Origin of the sequence: Mesorhizobium sp. KR9-304 (assembly GCF_040049215.1) — a bacterium.
In the GTDB taxonomy this organism is placed as follows: Bacteria; Pseudomonadota; Alphaproteobacteria; order Rhizobiales; family Rhizobiaceae; genus Mesorhizobium_K.
This window is the reverse complement of the sequence record NZ_JBDZDN010000005.1, coordinates 115,556-131,024: the sequence shown is the minus strand read 5'-3', so window position 1 is coordinate 131,024 and position 15,469 is coordinate 115,556. Positions and strand designations below refer to the sequence as shown.

Sequence of the window (15,469 nt, the reverse complement as noted above, 5' to 3'; positions counted from 1 at the left end):
TCAGAATCACAGCCGCTGCGATGTTTCTCACGTTTGGCCCCATGTCTCACCAGCGCATCCGCCGGAAGTCAAAATCGGATCGTCAGTCCCGCGATTGGTCCCTGCTGCACTACGTCGAACAGGAAACCATCCTCGCTGTAGTCGACGCCCAGCGCACGATACCCCTGCCGCGGCGCGGCTGGCGTACGAGGGCGCAGCAAGCCGCCGACCCGACTCGATCCGCATCTCAGCCGCGCCTTCCATTTTACCTCACCAGCTCGATTTCGCTCGGCCGCCAGGTCTTGTTGATCCAGGGCTCCAATGGCCCGTACATCCGCAGGAGCGGGAACCAGCTCTTACCGGCAACAGTCTGAAGCCAGTTGCCCTCCTTGCCTTCCGGCGCATTCGGAGCAAAATAGATGTCGTAGGACCCGTCCGCGTTCTTCGCCATTCCCTCGGTCTGGCTACCGATCGTAGGGAACTTCTGGCTCGTCTGGAGTTGCGATCGGGTCTGCGTATCATACATCGTGACGGCCCAGAAATCGTTCACCGGCACGTTCGGCGGCAGATGCAGCCTATAGGTCTTGGACCCGTCAAACGGCTTCTTGTCGGCATCGATACTGGCCATGGCGTAATCCGACCCCTCCCCGGCTTTTGTGACCGCCATGGAAGGGGTCACGCCGCCGGCATTGAAGTAGAACAGAACCCTCGCACTGAGGTCCATGGCTCCATCCGCCTCGAACGAGGTATTCTTGTTTGCAAATCCCATGATCCAGGAACTGTCGGTGTCGGGATAGATCTGGACCCCTTCGATGCGCGGATAAGTGGTGATGACGCGCGCGGTTGCGTTGCCGAGCGTGCCCGCTTCGGCCAACAGCTTCTTCATCCGGTCGTCGGGCTCGAACTTCTGACCCTTGACGATACCGATCGAAGCGATCTCGCCGCGGACTTCTGGCCCGATCGCATCGATCGGCTCGCGCTGGATGATCGCGTCAAGGATCTCGAAGTATTTCAGGTCGTTCGGGAAAACGGTGTTGAAAGACTTCCCCGATACATTGACGTACTCCGTCGGCGCTGGGTTGGCAGCGTCCTTGAGCGGGTAGATCTTGAGGCCCGAGGTGATGTTCTGGACTGCCGGCTCCAGGCCGTCGTTGATAAAGCCGCGCAGGAAGAGGAAATTCCTGTTGGTCGAAGGCTTCAGCAGGAAATATCCGTCAGGCACGTCACCTTCGTAGCCCGGCGGCAGCACGAGGTACTTGCCGCCCTTGCCCTTGTCCGGGCCGGTGACGCCGATATTGCCGACAAATCTCTGCCAGGAATCATCGAGAAAGCCAAGCATCCCCGGCGGTACTTCGATGACCGTCGGTCCGTCCTTGGCGAGGTCCGTCCCCGAATACGCATAAAGGGTCGAGGTGTTCGCGGTAACGACAAGGGTCGCTGAATCCATCAACTGCTCGAATACCGCGATCTTGTTCGGCGCGTCCGCGCCTTCTCTGGCAAATCCGTCGAGAACGCTGTTGATCGACACGGCACCCAGATTGTCAAGAAAGACGTCGGTGGCACGCATTCTGTCGAGGTTGTCGTAAACGGATTGGACAGTGTTGCCGATCGGCATGCCGTCGAAGAACTCCAACGTGCCGATCGAAGTGTCGACCTTGTCGGGGATCGAGATCGACTCAAGTTCCGCTTTCGTGACATCCGCTGCCGCCAACTCCGGCGAGCCCACGGCGACAAGGGCTGAAGCCACCAAGGCTCCTCCGAGTTTCTTTGCGAATGATCTGCTTTCCGTGAAAGGATTGCTCGAGGGCTTCATTTTTCAACCTCCTATGTTTTTCGTCGGCCTGCAATTGCAGGCCATCGGCAGAACCGCCGGCGCGGCGCAGGCGTCCGCCGCCGGCACTGCGCTAACCAGTTCTATCCTTGCACCAACTCGATCTCGCTCGGCCGCCAGCTCTTGTCGAAGAACGACGGCAACGGGCTGTAGAGGCGCAGGACCGTGAACCAGCCCTTCCCGGGGTCGGTCTGGATCCAGTTGCCACGTGCCACGCCTTCGGGCTGGGTCGGACCGAAATAAACCGTGGTCGTGCCGTCGGCGGCGGCCTCGGCGGCGGGAGAGGGATAGCTCTGGCTGCCGGCGCGCGGATATTTCTGCGGCGTCTGCAGCATCGAGCGCGTCTGGTTGTCGTAGAGCGTGAAGGACCAGAACGCCTTGGCGGGAATGTCCTTGGGCAAGGTCACCTTGTAGGTCTTTGCGCCATCATACGGGTTTCGATCGGAATCGAGGTAGCCTAGCAGGTACTGCGATCCCACGCCGGGGATGTTCATGATCATGCCAGGGCTGTCGAGCGTATAGCCGTAGTAGAAGGCCGTGCGCGAATCGAGGGTGCGGGCACCGGTCGGCGGCAGTGGTTTGAATTCGCCGTCCTTGAAGATGGGTGGCGGGGTTTCGAAGAAGGCGCCGCCCTCCCAGAGCATGTTTCCCCACATCGAATCGGGATAGTAGGCCCAGTCCGGGTGGGCCGCGTCGGGGCGCCAGTTCAGCACCCGGCCGGCCGCCTGGCCGACGGCGGCGGCGTCGGTGAGGATCTTCTTCATGCGCTCGTCGGGCGCGAATTCCTGGCCCTTGACTATGCCGATGGCGGCAAGCTGGCCGGAAAGCTCCACATCATAGCTGGTCGCGGGCTCGGCCTGGACGTTCTCGTTGATCCACTCGTAGAAACCGAAATCGCTGGGCGGGATGGTGTTCATCGACACGCCACTGATCTCGACGAATTTGGTGTCGGGGATCTTCGCATTTTCCCCGAGGCGCACCACGCCGGTCAGCGCCTGGGCGATGCTCGTACCGTAACCGCCCGCCGCGTAGGGATAGATCTTCAGGTTCGTCTTGATGTTCGCGACCGTAGGCTTTGGATCGTCCTTCACCAGATAGGCGCGCGAGGCATAGAGCGCATGGTTGGTCTTCGAATGGGCGACGAAATATCCGTCCTCGGGCAGTGGTCCATTGTAGTCAGGGCCGACGATCAGGTATTTGCCGCCCTGCCCGCGATCCGGGCCGGGGAATCCGACGTCAATGATCCACGAGAACCACATGTCGTTGATGGTGCCCAAGCCGTCGGACGGCTGTTCGATCACCATCGGCCCCTTCGAGAGGTCGATGACCGAGATGTAATAGACTGTGTCGGCGTTTCCGGTCAGGAACAGGTTCGCCGAGTCCGCCAGTTCGGATGTTATGACGACGTCATTGTAATCAGCGCCAACGCTCTGGAGGCCCTTGTGGAACCCGAGGGCCGAAGCACCGCGGAAGCTGTTGTTGTAGACGTTGAGCGCGTTGGTGAACTCGAGCGCGTCCAACACCTTTTTCGCGGTCTCGGCGCTCGGAGCGCCGTCCTTGAACTCCAGCGTGCCAATGCTCGTCTCGATCCTGTCGGGAGCGCCAAGAGATCTAACGATCTCTTGTGACACCTGCGCGATCGCAGCGACGGAGGGTAGGGCGAGGGCAGCAAACGCGGTGGCGCCGGCTAATTTCAGGAAGCGTTTCATGGTGAACATCCTTTGTTGCAATTCTACGCGGCGCCCCATCCGGGGCCACCTGTCAGCGTGGTGCAGATAACCATTGCGCCACATTGATACCGGGCGGCTGCCATGTCCCTTCGCCGGCCGGCAGTACGGAGGCGCTTCGCGTTGGGGCGGATGCTAGTAGAGAACCGCCCGCCGGAAGCCGCGCCTGGCCACGCCCGCATAGGAGAGCGGCGTCAGCGGCATGCCGATGATGTCGATGAACACAGAAAGCTCGGAGCCCTTCTCCGGCATCTCGCCGCCAACCACCTTCACCGTGTAGGTCAGGCTGGTGCCATTCAGTTCCGGATTCTCCAGAACGACCACGACCTGCCGGAGCTTATCCCCCTCGAGGATCGACAGGTCGGCATTCGGCGGATCGGAAAGGAAGCTGTCCTTGCCCGTGCTCCAGAACGGCACGAAAGCCGTCGTCTTCATGTTCCCGGCAATGCGCTCGGGACGGTCGGCGAAAAACAAGGTCGTGGCGCCGATGCCTTCGAGCGTCAGCTTGCTCGTCGTCTTGTCGAAGGTCATCGCGCTTGCTGTCTGAACGAACAGGAAGTCGGCCATTTCCTCGGCCGCTTGAGCGGAATCGGGTTTGGCCGATCCGGATGCAAGTGCAATAGTGGAAGCGGCCAGGAGAAAGCTTCGTCTGTTTGTCATCGTTGCCCTCACGGAATCTATGGTCGTGGCGATGGTATCCGTGGCACTGGTCTGAAGAAAAAGTGACCGCGAACCGCTCAATTGTTCATCGAAGATTGACGCTGGGATAGTTGGACCAAGGGCCTATAGAGGGGTCGAGGTCGAGGCGATCATCAGTCGATATGAACGACGACGCGATCGCCCGCTAGACCAATGGACGCGCGGGGTCGGCAATGGTGTCGTGGAACAATAGCGGGCGCAGCTCTCGAAGCTGTTTGTTCAGGGTTCTGCAACTGGCTGGTCGCCTGCTCGCTTTCGGCTGGCTGGCCGTGACGCCGTGGTTCGCCGTAGCGTCGCTGGCCGGTGCGGCCGAGGCCGGCGCAGATCCCGCGGCCCACCGGATCCTGATCGTCTGGGAAAACGACAGCACGTCTCCCGCGGCCATCGAGATCGCGGAAGGCCTGAGAACCGCGCTGGAGGAGGGAATCACGACCAGGTTCGAGATCTATAGCGAATATCTCGACCTTCAGCGTTTTTCGGACCCGGGCAATATCCAGCGCAACGTGGCAAACCTGACTGCCAAATATGCAGGGCTTTCCTTTGATGTCGTCATTGCAGTCGGTCCTGCGGCCTTGAAGTTCATCCTCGATCATCGAGACGAGATCGCTCCGAAGGCGCGCCCGATATTCGGCGGAGTGCGAGACGTAACGGTGAAGCGCGAGACACTACCTCCCGACATAATGGGGGTCGTCAGCCATTTCGATGTGAAGGGAACGATCGATCTCGCGCGACAGCTGCAGCCGGACGCAAGAACCATCGTCGTCCTCACCGGGTCGAGCGTCTTCGATCGGAGCTGGGAGGCGACCGCACGTTCGGAATTGGCTGACCTGCCGCCGGTGATGAAGGTCGAATACCTGTCCGATCTCACGATAGACGGCTTTACGGCCAGGGTGCGGGAACTTTCCCCGGACACGATCCTGCTGATGCTGTCTTTGGTCGAGGACGCCGGCGGCAAAAGATTCGTCGCGCGCGATGTCGCCAGCCAGCTTGCAGCCGTATCGGGCGCGCCTTCGTACGGCGTCTACAGTACTCTGATAGGCTTCGGCATCCTCGGCGGAAACATCGAGAGCTTCCGCTCGGTCGGCCTGGACATGGGCAAACTTGCGGTCGAGGCAATGGCCGGAAACGTGACCGCCCGCAAGGTTGTCGTCTCGTCGGCGCTGCCGATCGTGGACTGGCGTCAAATGGTGCGGTGGGGCATCGACCGCGGACTACTGCCGCAGAGCTCCGACATTCGCTATTACGAGCCGTCCGCATGGGAACAGTACCAGCTGCAGATCTTAGCTATCGCTGCGGTGCTAGCCATTCAGACATCGACCATCGCGGCGTTGATCGTTCAGTACAGGCGCCGCAGGAGGATCACGCAAGAGCTTGCCCTGGAGCGCCTCGAGCTCGCTCACCTTGCGCGGGTCAGCCAGCTCGGCGAGCTCTCCGGCTCGTTTGCGCACGAGCTGACCCAGCCGCTGACGTCGATCCTTGCGAACGCCGAGGCTGGAGCCCGCTTGCTTGAGCAGAACCCCACCGACAAGCAGGAACTGGCAGAAATCCTCGACGACATCATTTCGGACGACAAGCGCGCCACGACGATCATCGCGCAACTGCGCAGTTTGATGGTCAAGGGTGAGGCGAAGCTCGATCCGGTGGATCTCAACCACGCGATCGTAGCGACATTGGCACTGGCGCACAGCGAACTCGTCGCTCGCCAGACGAAGGTGAGTTTCAACCCCTCGCAAACGGAACTGAAGGTTCGAGGCAACGTCACCCAGCTTCAGCAGCTCGTTCTCAATCTCGTGCTGAATGCTGCCGAGGCGATGGCGCACCTGGCCGCCGTCGACAGGCGAGTTGAAATAGAGACGCGAAAGCGGGATGATGGGTGTCGTGAGATGTCGGTGTCGGACTGTGGCCCGGGATTCTCGGCCGAACTGAAGCTGAGCGCCTTCAAGCCGTTCGTGACGACCAAGGAGACCGGGCTAGGATTAGGGTTGGCTATTTGCCGTTCGATCGCAGTGGCTCATGGCGGCACGCTCATCTTCGACGACGGCTACAATACCGGCGCGAGGGCGGTTCTGACACTGCCGCCATTCTGAGGGCCCGACATGCGAAACGTCGCTTCCACCGTGTACCTGGTCGATGACGACGAACGCGTGCGCGTGGCCCTGGCGAGACTGCTTTCCTCGACTGGGTATCTGGTAAAGCCTCATTCTAGCGCCGAGGATTTCCTCAGCCATCACGACCCCGCCGTTCCCGGCTGCGCCATAGTCGACCTGATGCTTCCGGGGATGGATGGCTTGGGCATCCAGCAGTCCCTCTTGTCGGGTGCGGTCCATCGTCCGGTGATATTCCTTTCCGGGCGGGGCGATATCCCGGTCAGCGTCAAGGCGATGAAGGCTGGTGCCGTCGACTTCCTGACCAAGCCGGTCGAGGCGTCGGTGCTTCTGGCCGCAGTCTCTCATGCCATGGATCGGGACCTGGAGGCTCGTCGCGAAGGCGAGCGGCGGCAATCGATCGAGAAGCGGCTCGCTAGCCTCACGCCGCGCGAGCGCGAGGTCCTGACGCATGTCGCGGCAGGGCGGCTCAACAAGCAGATCGCCGCCGACCTGGGAACCGTCGAGAAGACGGTCAAGGTCCATCGCGGCCGGATGATGGCAAAAATGGGCGTCCGCACGGTGGCTGACCTCGTTCGGCTGGTCTCGTCCGTGAACGCTTGGCAAGGCAAGCCGTCCCGGCCAGAGCCGCCCACGGGGGTTGGACCCTAGGCCAACTACGCGATGATCACCCATTGCTGTAGAACATGCCGATGGGAGACACGGGCGCAGTGGTCGCGATTGTCGATGATGACGAATTGGTTCGTCGCGCGCTGTGCCGCCTCGTCCTTTCTCTCACCTATCGGCCGGTCGGCTTTTCCTCGGGCGAAGAGTTCCTTGCGAGCCTTGGTGAACTTGAGCCCAGCTGCGCCGTGCTGGATCTCCACATGCCCGGCCTGCAAGGCCTGGAGGTGCTCGTTCGCGTACGGTTGAGAGGCATGAACCTGCCCGTTATCATCATCACCGCCTTGGACCAGCCCGGCATGCGCGAAAAGTGCTTCGAGGCAGGCGCGGCTGCATACCTGCTCAAACCGTTGGAACGATCGATGTTTTCGAACGCCATACAGGTGGCGATAGCCGGATGAGAGAAAGACACCACACGGAGGAAGCAATGGAGACACGGCAAGGCCCCAATAGGCCATGCCGCAACAAAGGATCCATCTTTGCCGTATCTTGGACCACTAGTTGCCACCCCCGTAGGTCCTGCAACCGGCCGAAACGCGACTTTGCTTTGCCCCGAGCAATGTCAGCAGTCTGTGCACCTCGGCCTCCAGCTTCGCCGTCGGCGAGGTCTGCTTTTAGGAAGCGGCAGATGCGCCGTCACCCTGTCTTGGCCGTTCTTCGGGCGTGAAGCGAACGACATCCTGCGGGATGAGTTGGATGCGCAGTGTCGCTCGCAGCGCGGGGAGGCCGAACGCACGCAGATCCTCGTTGAAGTCGCCCATCCGTGGAGACAGGGCAAGCGCCTCAATGCCTGCTGCTTCGGCGCGTTCGGTCAATGCCGCGAGCGCCGTTTCGCCTGCGGCGTCGGCATCGCGGGCGATGTAGAGCCGACGCAGCGCTGGCGGGAGCAGAAGGGCTGCAAGGTGATTGGCCGAGAGCGCGGCCGCCATCGGCATGGCAGGCAGCGCACAGCGCAGAGACAGCATCGTCTCGATGCCTTCGCCGACCGCGAGGACGTTGTCGGCAGCACCAAAGCGGACGGCATGGCCGAGGAGACCGCCCATGGCCCGGCGCGGCGTGTCGACCGGCGCCTTGCCTGAACCGTCGCAGGCAAGCCAGGTGCGATGCGCGCCGGTGATCCTCCCTTCGAGATCGGTGACAGCGCCGACCATCGCTGGCCATGTCTCGGTCGGGCCATGATCCTCAGGTCGATAGTAGCAGCATGGATGGAATCGCAGACTGCCCGTGCCGCGCAAGTTCCTGATGCCACGGTTGCGCAAATAGGTGGCGACCAGCGTCCCGCTGATCGGTCGCGACATGGCGAAGAGCCGCCGCGCCGGTTCCGGCGATCCGGCGGGGACGGGTGTGCGAACGGGCTTTGGGGTTCGCCGCGGTTCGGGACGCGGCAGACTCAGGAACCGACGTGCCTCCTCGGCGACATCGCGAAAGTCGATGAAACTGCAGCTCTCACGGATCACGTCGAGGAGATCGCCATATTCGGCCGAGGCGGCATCGGTCCAATGTCCGGCCGCGCCGGGACCGGATTCCGGCCCGCTGAGCCGGACGAACATCGATCGGCCGGGCGTGTTGCGCACATCGCCCACCGTCCAGTAGCGGCCCTGGCGCCGCCCGTTGGACAGATAGTGCCGGCAGACCGCTTCGGCATGGCGAGACAGGCGGCGAGACAGTTCGGAAGCGCCGCGGGACATCACGAAACCTCCCGCGCGATGACGTTATGTTGCGTAAAGGCCGTCGATCGTCTGTGGGACAGCGCCCAATCGCGGGGGCGCAACATAACCCTCGCCGCAACATATTCGACCTTATGTGCAGTTCAACATAAGACCGACGAATCGACCGGCGAGCATGGTGACCTCCTCGACGTCATCGAGGCGAGCTGCGGACTGACCGAGTTCCGCGAGGTCGCCGACGAGGCCCGGCGCTTTCTGGCCATGCCGCGGCCGGAAACCCAGTCCCTCACATCTGGCGCGAAGCGCGAGCCCGCCGCGGCACGCGGCTCGCCCGATGCCGCGCGTCGCCTCTTCGCGATGTCGAAGCCGATCGCCGGCACGGTCGCCGAACGCTACCTCGCGGACCGCGGCATCCTGCTGGCCCGCCCCGAGCGCACCCTGCGCTTCCACCCGGGCTGCTACTATCGCGATCTCCCAACGGGGGAGACGCTGACCCTGCCCGCTCTGATCGCTGCCGTCACCGACCTCGACGGGCGCATCACCGGCCTGCAGAGGACTTGGCTCGACCCCGGTGGCGCCAGCAAGGCGCAGGTCGCCGATCCCCGACGCTCACTCGGTCACCTCCTTGGCAACGGCATCTGGCTCGGCCTGGATCCCGGCACACCCATCCCGGTCATGGCCGCCGGCGAGGGTTTTGAGACGATGGCCTCGCTCCGCACGGTGATGCCGGCGCTGCCGGTGGCCGCTGCCACCTCGGCCAATCACCTCGCCGGCCTGTGCTTCCCGCCTGGCTGCCGTCGCCTCTACATCGCGGCCGATGCGGACGCCGCCGGCCGGCACGGCATCAAGCGTCTCAGCCAGCGCGCAGGGGAAGCCGGGATTCTCGCTCTGTCGCTGCGGCCGCAGCTTGGCGACTTCAACGACGATCTGCGCCATCTCGGCCCGACCCATCTCGCCGCATGGCTCGGCGATCAGCTCGTCCCGGAGGATGCCGGCCTTTTCCTGCCGTCCGGATGAGCGGCCCCTGGCCGGCAGGCGGGCAGAGCCGGCGTCACCGGAAGTCTCGCAGGCATGGCGGCGGTCCGCCGGAGAGGCCGCGCCCGCGGCCTGCCTGAGAGGCGATCCCTGCCACCCCCCGGTCACGGCCGCAACGGCTGCGCCGTCCTCCGCTTCGCTCCGGCCTTCGGTGCGGCCGCGCCCGGGGCGCGGCCGGGTTTCGCTGTCAGGCCGCGATGGGCGCGGCAACAACCGACGGAGACACGCCATGACCTACGAGCTTCCCTTCGACGACGGCTACGAGCCCTACCACGCCTCCTCGCCGACCGACCGCGTCATCCTCGAACTGCAGATGTACGGCCATCGCCCGCATCAGGACGAGCCCGATCCTCGCCCGCTGCCCGACGACGAGGTGATCCGCGCCGGCCTCGCCGGGATCGTCGAGACCTTCGCCGGCATGCTCGGCGACACCAGGCTCGAACCCGACCTCGACGACCTGCTCTGGAGCTTCGCCAACGTCTTCCATCGCGCGGCCGAGCGCATCGCACGCGACCTCGACCGCAACGAGCATGCCCAGCGCTCGAGCCAGAGCGAGCAGGATGGCTCCGAGGTGAAGTCCGTCGAGCTGGAACGGCTCACGGCCGAGGGCATTACCTATATCGAGCGCCGCAACGCCTTCGAAATCATGCGCGACGAGGCGGCCGACCTCTACGAGGCGCAGACCGGGTCGGCCTGGCGGCCGCGCACCGGCTCCAAGGTGAACCATCAGGCGATGACCGCCGCGGTGATCGACTCTCGCGACTTCCTCGCCGCACGCCGCCGAGCCGAGACCGAAGTGCTCATCCCGGCCGGCACGAAGATCGCCTTCGCGGGCGGGCTCGACTTCAACGATCACGAGCGGGTCTGGGATGCGCTCGACAAGGCCCGCGAGAAGCACCCCGACATGGTGCTGCTCCACGGAGGAAGCCCACGCGGCGCCGAGCGCATCGCCGCCTGCTGGGCCGAGAACCGTAAGGTGACGCAGATCGCCTTCAAGCCGGACTGGAACCGGCACGCCAAGGCCGCACCCTTCCGCCGCAACGACCAGCTCCTGTCCGTGATGCCCTATGGGCTAATCGTCTTCCCCGGCTCCGGCATCACCGAAAACCTGGCTGACAAGGCTCGCCGCTTCGGCATCCCGGTCTGGCGCTTCACGGAGGACGGCGCGTGAGCGTCGGTTTCATCAGCGACGCGCCGCTCGCGGCCTGTCGCACCTGCGAGCTCGATGCCATCCGCCACGTCGTTGCATGTGCCAGGAGGGGAGAGGAAGGCGGGAGCGAGGTGGTTTCTGTTGGAGAGAAGGAGAGACACCATGGCGATGGTATTCATCGGCGGCTCGCGGGACATCGTCGACTTGCCCGAACCCGCGATCGAACGGATCAGCTCGATAGTTTCGCACGAGCACGGCGTTTTGATCGGCGACGCGCCGGGAGCCGATGCCGAGGTGCAAGGTGTGCTCGCTGGCTATGGCTATGAGCATGTCGGCGTGTTCCATGCCGGCAAGGAACCCCGCCACAACCTCGGCGACTGGGCCGCTTATCATGTCCCCCCGCCTCCCGGCGCCCGAGGCTTCGCCGTTCACGCCGTGAAGGACCGGGAAATGGCGCGGCGAGCCGACTACGGCCTGATGATCTGGGACGGCGCGTCACCCGGCACCTTCCTCAACGTGCTGCGCCTCGCCCTCGTCGCCTCGCCATGCGTTGTCTACGACACGATGCGGGGCAGGGTGGCGACCACCTACAACATAGCTGATTGGCGCGCCATGCTTGACCACGTTGGCACAGACGTCGCGCGCCAGGTCATCGCCCGGATGACGCCGGACGAACGGGAAGTGCTGGCAGCGTGACGCTAGACGTGGGCTGCGCCTTCACGGCGAATGGCGCTTGGCGATCAGCTCGGAGGTAGCCTCACTGCCCCTCTGACATTGGCAGGAGGCCAGCCCCTTGCGGAGACGGGCACGACGCTCACGTCGCACCTCACCAAGATGACCTTCTTGTTGTCCTCGCCCGGAGCCGGGCGGCATTCCTGAAGAACGATCACGCGGCCACCCGCGCTTGGCGGAGCCGCCTCTCTGCTCCAATGCGACGGCTTGTGCGTCAGCCGCCCCTGATCCTGAAGGCCGTGCTTGCCAAGGCTGCGGAGCCAGAGCGTTCTCGCTGAAGGGGCTGATGTCGGGTGGTGAGGACGCGACGACGGGAGTTGGCAAGTAGCTTCCAGCGGCCGCTGGCTGGTGATCAGTGGGTCGCGATCGAGGCGGCCACCGATGTTCGTCCCGGCTTCGGTTGCAACGCGAGCCATTCCCTTTTCATGTCGCCTTTGTAGAGGACCGCCTGCTTTTGCGGTCAACCCCTGACGGGGTACTCTCGACGAAAATTCAGGAAAATTCGATTTCGATTTTTTGTTTGCAGGCAGGCGAAGGGCCTGCCCGCGGTCTCTTAGAAAATAGAATTTTCCAGAATTTGCGCCGAGATGACCGCAGCAGGACGGCCCTCTCCTTCGACGCCATCGGGAATGGTTCCCGATGCAACCGAAGGAGACATCACCATGGCTACCACGATCGCTAACCTCACCACCAAGGCAGACGGCTCGATGGAAGGCGTCTTCGCCACGCTCCGGGTCAACGCCCCGATCACCGTCGTCCCGAACCCCAACAAGGCCAGCGAGGAAGCGCCTGACTACCGCATCCTCAACAAGCGCACTGGCTTCGAGATCGGCGCGGGCTGGTATCGCAGGTCGCAGCGGTCGGGCGAGGAGTACCTCTCCGTCAAGCTCGAGGCGCCCGAGATCGGCGTGATCTTCGGCAACGTCGCTCCGGCCCCCGGCGGCGAGGAGAACAAGAAGGTCATCCTCTGGAACAACCCGCAGTGAGCGATCGGTGGCCGGCCCCGCAAGGGGCCGGCTTCCCCAAGAAAGGAGGATGCAATGAGCCGCTACACGATCACCGTCACCGGCCAAGGCCGCACGGACCCGGACGCGATCATCGGCTACGACCCGCCGCTTCGAACTTTATTCGTGCAGGCGTTCCCCCACGAAGTGACCGACGACCCGGCGCTGTGGCTTGGCACCTACGATCACGAGTTCGAGGCGCTGGACCAACTCCACCGCGCGGCACTCGCCGAAGGCTACGACTTCGTGGCCCTGCCCGCCGGCGTCGCCGAGCAACTCGCCGCTGACAAGGCCCGCGAAGACGGCCGTCTCCCAGCTCCTCTCGAAGACTTGCTGCTACGAATCCGATCCGAATAGACGAACGAACCAGGACGAACGAAACAGAGGCCGGCGACGGAGCCATCCGTCGCCGGCCTTCTTTCTTGTACGTCGCCAGGCTCACGAACGCCGCCTGCAGCTCATCAGGCCAGGTCCTAGACATCCTGATAGCCACGTTTGCGCTTGCCGCCCCCGATAGCTTCGACCGCACCCCGCGCGGCGTGCTCGTCCTCGAAGAGATCGATCCGCATGCGCCCGATCGTGCCGATCCGGCCCCATTCCCGCATAACCGAAAAATCCCCGAACAGACTGCGTCCCACCGACACCAGGTAGAACCGCGCCATGTTTCTCGCCGGGTCGATGCGACGGAGCTGACATTCATGTCGGGCGGTCATTTGCATGATGGCAGAATTGCCGATGCAGCCATGTCACGTCCAACAAGTTCGGTGAATCGATCCAGCTCGACCGATTCATGGCGCTTATGTTCGATCGAGCTTCTGCAGGTCGGCCGCGGCGCAAGGACTTTGGGCGAGCCGGCTGCGCCGGGCGGCTCTACTCGCTTCGCTGACGCTCCGCTCACGGAGCCCGCTACGCGGTCTCCGCCCATTCGGGTGACGATCCTCTCGCAGCCGTGACCACCGGCGCGTCACTTGCCTGAAACGTGGGCGTTCCGCTTCAGGACACGCCCGACGAGACCTCGTTGTCGCCCGACAATTCGCCGACGAGCGTGAGCAGCGAGTCGACCGCCTCCGGGCGCATGCGCGACATCAGCCGCATCAGCCTGATCCGGTTTTCGCTCTCCTTCGGCGTCTTTCCGAACAGATGCGGCGCGGCCGCGTAGATCATCTCAATCGGGGCAAAGCCCAGAATCTCCGAGAGGTGGACCAGCCGTGTGACGTTGAGCTTCGACTCCGCCCGCTCATAGCGACCATAGACCTGAGCGGAAATTCCGAGCAACTCGGCAAGCTGCTCGCGATTCAACCCCACCTTGCGGCGCGTCGTCCCCAGAAACTCGCTCAGCGCCTTGTCCATGTCGTCTAGCGAGACGACGCCGTCGAAACTGGGCTTGCGCCACAACGGCCGCTCGAAATCCGGCTCGGTCGTCTCCACCAAACCGCGCTTCACGCGATACGCATCATCATCCTTGTCGGCCATCGAATACCCCGGTACGCCACGGCGCTTCTCCGGACCAGAAATTTTCAGGTCCTGTCCCTGCCCGGTGCGTCCGCCCTTTTCTGTCCCACCGGCCCTTATAGACGCATATCGGAATCATTCCAAGAATCGCCGAAATTGTCGTTGCGACGACCCTTTTTATAGCCAATGCGGTAACAACGGCATTCGGCTCATCAAAAACCGTTGTCGTCGAGGAATTTTCGGATCGCGGTTTCCATCAGCGACTGCATGGAAACCTCGGATGTGAACGAAGCGAGCTTCAGCCGCTTCTTGGTCCCACGATCGAGATGGACGTTGACGAAACTCTGCACACCCTGCATCCGCTCGCGCTTCAATCGCCGCAGCGCTTTGCGCGCATCCGTGCGCGTCTCCTGAGAGTTCGCGGTTTCTGGCTGCTCTGATGGCATGACGACCGCCTCGTCTTTCGCACTGTCGTCAGCCTGTGGCCTATCGGCAGCAGGCGAGGCCGGTCGCGGTGCTCCCGCCTTTCTGGGCGCGGTGACGAATTCATCCAGCGTCAGTTTCTCCCCTCGCATCATCCCATGAATTCCTCTTCCCTCGCCAGCAAGCCGTCGATCTCCTCGACCAGCGCAACAGTCTCCCGCCGTGCCTTGGCAACGGCGGGTGTCACCTCCTGCATCTGGAGTGTCCCGAGCCCGCTATGGATGTCTTTGTAGACGTTGCGCTCATGGACCTCGGTCCGGAACAGATAGGTCCCCGCCTGGTCGACGATGATGGGGCGGATCTTGCGGTAGAGTTCAGTATGTCGCACCGGCATGGTGATGCGTGTCTTCAGCACGCCATGCCGGCACAGGCGTCGATGCGCATCGTTGATGCGTTGCACCGACTCGAAGCACTCGATTGCGCCGACGACCTCTCGCTTCGATGGCTGCACCGGCGAGATCACCAGATCGGCATGGGCGACAACCGGATCGATGATCGAAGTGTCCTCGCCGGGCGTGTCGACGAGCACATAGTCGAATCCGTCCGCCTGCTTCTCGAAGAACGCAACGATCGCTCTTCCCGCCTTCGGGCCGAACACATCGATACCTTCGGCCTGGTTGTCCTTATCGTGGCAGTCGCTCCACCATTTCATCAGATTGTTGCGCGGATCGATGTCGAGCATCGCGACGGTCCCACCTCTCAGGGCGTATTCACCGGCGATGTTCATCAGCGCGGTGGTCTTTCCCGCGCCGCCCTTGCCGTTGATAGCCGCGATCACGATCGGCATGACACATGTCTCCATGACTGTGTGTGTCTACTCACACATGTCCATGTGGCCGTAGAGCCGTGGAAACCCACGAGCACACGATCACATAAACATGGAGAAATATAATCACATTGGATATGAATTGGAAAGTGACATGTGGCTATCACGACTCTATT

At 63.0% G+C, this 15,469-nt stretch carries 16 protein-coding genes; 8 read left to right on the top strand and 8 right to left on the bottom strand.

What is annotated here, in order from left to right; all coding sequences use genetic code 11:
- Window positions 1-244: 244 nt before the first annotated feature.
- The 3 genes from ABLE71_RS22490 to ABLE71_RS22480 form a co-directional block, all read right to left on the bottom strand.
- The gene (locus ABLE71_RS22490; RefSeq protein ID WP_348785719.1) at window positions 245-1,726 is read right to left on the bottom strand and encodes a DUF1254 domain-containing protein; all 1,482 of its coding nucleotides are present in this window, start codon (window positions 1,724-1,726) and stop codon (window positions 245-247) included.
- Between the two features lie 167 nt (window positions 1,727-1,893).
- Window positions 1,894-3,519, bottom strand: a complete 1,626-nt coding sequence (locus ABLE71_RS22485) for a DUF1254 domain-containing protein (protein ID WP_348785718.1) — start codon at window positions 3,517-3,519, stop codon at window positions 1,894-1,896.
- Window positions 3,520-3,672: 153 nt separating this feature from the next.
- On the bottom strand, window positions 3,673-4,197 hold the full coding sequence (locus ABLE71_RS22480; RefSeq protein ID WP_348785717.1) for a hypothetical protein: 525 nt from the start codon (window positions 4,195-4,197) through the stop codon (window positions 3,673-3,675).
- A 254-nt stretch (window positions 4,198-4,451) separates the two neighbouring features.
- Here ABLE71_RS22480 and ABLE71_RS22475 point away from each other — a divergent pair, with 254 nt between their 5' ends.
- The 3 genes from ABLE71_RS22475 to ABLE71_RS22465 are packed head-to-tail and all read left to right on the top strand — an operon-like array spanning window position 4,452 to window position 7,405.
- Entirely contained in the window at window positions 4,452-6,323 is a 1,872-nt protein-coding gene (locus ABLE71_RS22475) for an ATP-binding protein (RefSeq protein WP_348785716.1), read from the top strand.
- A gap of 9 nt (window positions 6,324-6,332) precedes the next feature.
- Window positions 6,333-6,992: a response regulator gene (locus tag ABLE71_RS22470; RefSeq protein ID WP_348785715.1), complete on the top strand. Its 660-nt coding sequence runs from the start codon at window positions 6,333-6,335 to the stop codon at window positions 6,990-6,992.
- 41 nt (window positions 6,993-7,033) lie between these two features.
- Complete coding sequence (locus tag ABLE71_RS22465; protein ID WP_348785714.1) at window positions 7,034-7,405, top strand: response regulator; 372 nt, start codon at window positions 7,034-7,036, stop codon at window positions 7,403-7,405.
- A gap of 213 nt (window positions 7,406-7,618) precedes the next feature.
- Here the strand turns inward: ABLE71_RS22465 and ABLE71_RS22460 are convergent, their stop codons facing one another.
- Window positions 7,619-8,692, bottom strand: coding sequence for a toprim domain-containing protein (locus ABLE71_RS22460; RefSeq protein ID WP_348785713.1), 1,074 nt, complete (start codon window positions 8,690-8,692; stop codon window positions 7,619-7,621).
- Between the two features lie 18 nt (window positions 8,693-8,710).
- On the opposite strand from ABLE71_RS22460, the gene ABLE71_RS22455 reads away from it, so the two are divergent.
- The 5 genes from ABLE71_RS22455 (at window position 8,711) to ABLE71_RS22435 (ending at window position 12,949) form a co-directional block, all read left to right on the top strand.
- On the top strand, window positions 8,711-9,688 hold the full coding sequence (locus ABLE71_RS22455; RefSeq protein WP_348785712.1) for a toprim domain-containing protein: 978 nt from the start codon (window positions 8,711-8,713) through the stop codon (window positions 9,686-9,688).
- 247 nt (window positions 9,689-9,935) lie between these two features.
- On the top strand, window positions 9,936-10,877 hold the full coding sequence (locus ABLE71_RS22450) for a DUF2493 domain-containing protein (protein ID WP_348785711.1): 942 nt from the start codon (window positions 9,936-9,938) through the stop codon (window positions 10,875-10,877).
- 141 nt (window positions 10,878-11,018) lie between these two features.
- Window positions 11,019-11,552, top strand: coding sequence for a hypothetical protein (locus ABLE71_RS22445; protein WP_348785710.1), 534 nt, complete (start codon window positions 11,019-11,021; stop codon window positions 11,550-11,552).
- 698 nt (window positions 11,553-12,250) lie between these two features.
- Window positions 12,251-12,574, top strand: coding sequence for a DUF736 family protein (locus ABLE71_RS22440; protein WP_348785709.1), 324 nt, complete (start codon window positions 12,251-12,253; stop codon window positions 12,572-12,574).
- 54 nt (window positions 12,575-12,628) lie between these two features.
- Complete coding sequence (locus ABLE71_RS22435) at window positions 12,629-12,949, top strand: hypothetical protein (RefSeq protein WP_348785708.1); 321 nt, start codon at window positions 12,629-12,631, stop codon at window positions 12,947-12,949.
- A 116-nt stretch (window positions 12,950-13,065) separates the two neighbouring features.
- On the opposite strand, the gene ABLE71_RS22430 is transcribed toward ABLE71_RS22435, so the two are convergent.
- The 4 genes from ABLE71_RS22430 to ABLE71_RS22415 form a co-directional block, all read right to left on the bottom strand.
- On the bottom strand, window positions 13,066-13,305 hold the full coding sequence (locus tag ABLE71_RS22430; protein WP_348785849.1) for a WGR domain-containing protein: 240 nt from the start codon (window positions 13,303-13,305) through the stop codon (window positions 13,066-13,068).
- Window positions 13,306-13,585: 280 nt separating this feature from the next.
- The gene (locus ABLE71_RS22425; RefSeq protein WP_348785707.1) at window positions 13,586-14,065 is read right to left on the bottom strand and encodes a helix-turn-helix domain-containing protein; all 480 of its coding nucleotides are present in this window, start codon (window positions 14,063-14,065) and stop codon (window positions 13,586-13,588) included.
- Between the two features lie 191 nt (window positions 14,066-14,256).
- A complete protein-coding gene (locus ABLE71_RS22420) occupies window positions 14,257-14,622 on the bottom strand; it encodes a hypothetical protein (RefSeq protein WP_348785706.1) in 366 nt (121 codons plus the stop codon).
- The gene (locus ABLE71_RS22415) at window positions 14,619-15,314 is read right to left on the bottom strand and encodes an AAA family ATPase (RefSeq protein WP_348785705.1); all 696 of its coding nucleotides are present in this window, start codon (window positions 15,312-15,314) and stop codon (window positions 14,619-14,621) included. The genes ABLE71_RS22420 and ABLE71_RS22415 overlap by 4 nt, the downstream gene beginning before the upstream one ends.
- Window positions 15,315-15,469 lie beyond the last annotated feature (155 nt).

What these genes read in the sequence shown, in the direction of transcription:
- ABLE71_RS22420 (WP_348785706.1), bottom strand. Translation starts at nt 14,622, where the DNA reads ATGATGCGAGGGGAGAAACTGACGCTGGATGAATTCGTCACCGCGCCC.
- ABLE71_RS22425 (WP_348785707.1), bottom strand. Translation starts at nt 14,065, where the DNA reads ATGGCCGACAAGGATGATGATGCGTATCGCGTGAAGCGCGGTTTGGTG.
- ABLE71_RS22445 (WP_348785710.1), top strand. Translation starts at nt 11,019, where the DNA reads ATGGCGATGGTATTCATCGGCGGCTCGCGGGACATCGTCGACTTGCCC.
- ABLE71_RS22470 (WP_348785715.1), top strand. Translation starts at nt 6,333, where the DNA reads ATGCGAAACGTCGCTTCCACCGTGTACCTGGTCGATGACGACGAACGC.
- ABLE71_RS22430 (WP_348785849.1), bottom strand. Translation starts at nt 13,305, where the DNA reads ATGACCGCCCGACATGAATGTCAGCTCCGTCGCATCGACCCGGCGAGA.
- ABLE71_RS22455 (WP_348785712.1), top strand. Translation starts at nt 8,711, where the DNA reads ATGACGTTATGTTGCGTAAAGGCCGTCGATCGTCTGTGGGACAGCGCC.
- ABLE71_RS22485 (WP_348785718.1), bottom strand. Translation starts at nt 3,519, where the DNA reads ATGAAACGCTTCCTGAAATTAGCCGGCGCCACCGCGTTTGCTGCCCTC.
- ABLE71_RS22450 (WP_348785711.1), top strand. Translation starts at nt 9,936, where the DNA reads ATGACCTACGAGCTTCCCTTCGACGACGGCTACGAGCCCTACCACGCC.
- ABLE71_RS22480 (WP_348785717.1), bottom strand. Translation starts at nt 4,197, where the DNA reads ATGACAAACAGACGAAGCTTTCTCCTGGCCGCTTCCACTATTGCACTT.
- ABLE71_RS22460 (WP_348785713.1), bottom strand. Translation starts at nt 8,692, where the DNA reads ATGTCCCGCGGCGCTTCCGAACTGTCTCGCCGCCTGTCTCGCCATGCC.
- ABLE71_RS22465 (WP_348785714.1), top strand. Translation starts at nt 7,034, where the DNA reads ATGGGAGACACGGGCGCAGTGGTCGCGATTGTCGATGATGACGAATTG.
- ABLE71_RS22440 (WP_348785709.1), top strand. Translation starts at nt 12,251, where the DNA reads ATGGCTACCACGATCGCTAACCTCACCACCAAGGCAGACGGCTCGATG.
- ABLE71_RS22415 (WP_348785705.1), bottom strand. Translation starts at nt 15,314, where the DNA reads ATGCCGATCGTGATCGCGGCTATCAACGGCAAGGGCGGCGCGGGAAAG.
- ABLE71_RS22435 (WP_348785708.1), top strand. Translation starts at nt 12,629, where the DNA reads ATGAGCCGCTACACGATCACCGTCACCGGCCAAGGCCGCACGGACCCG.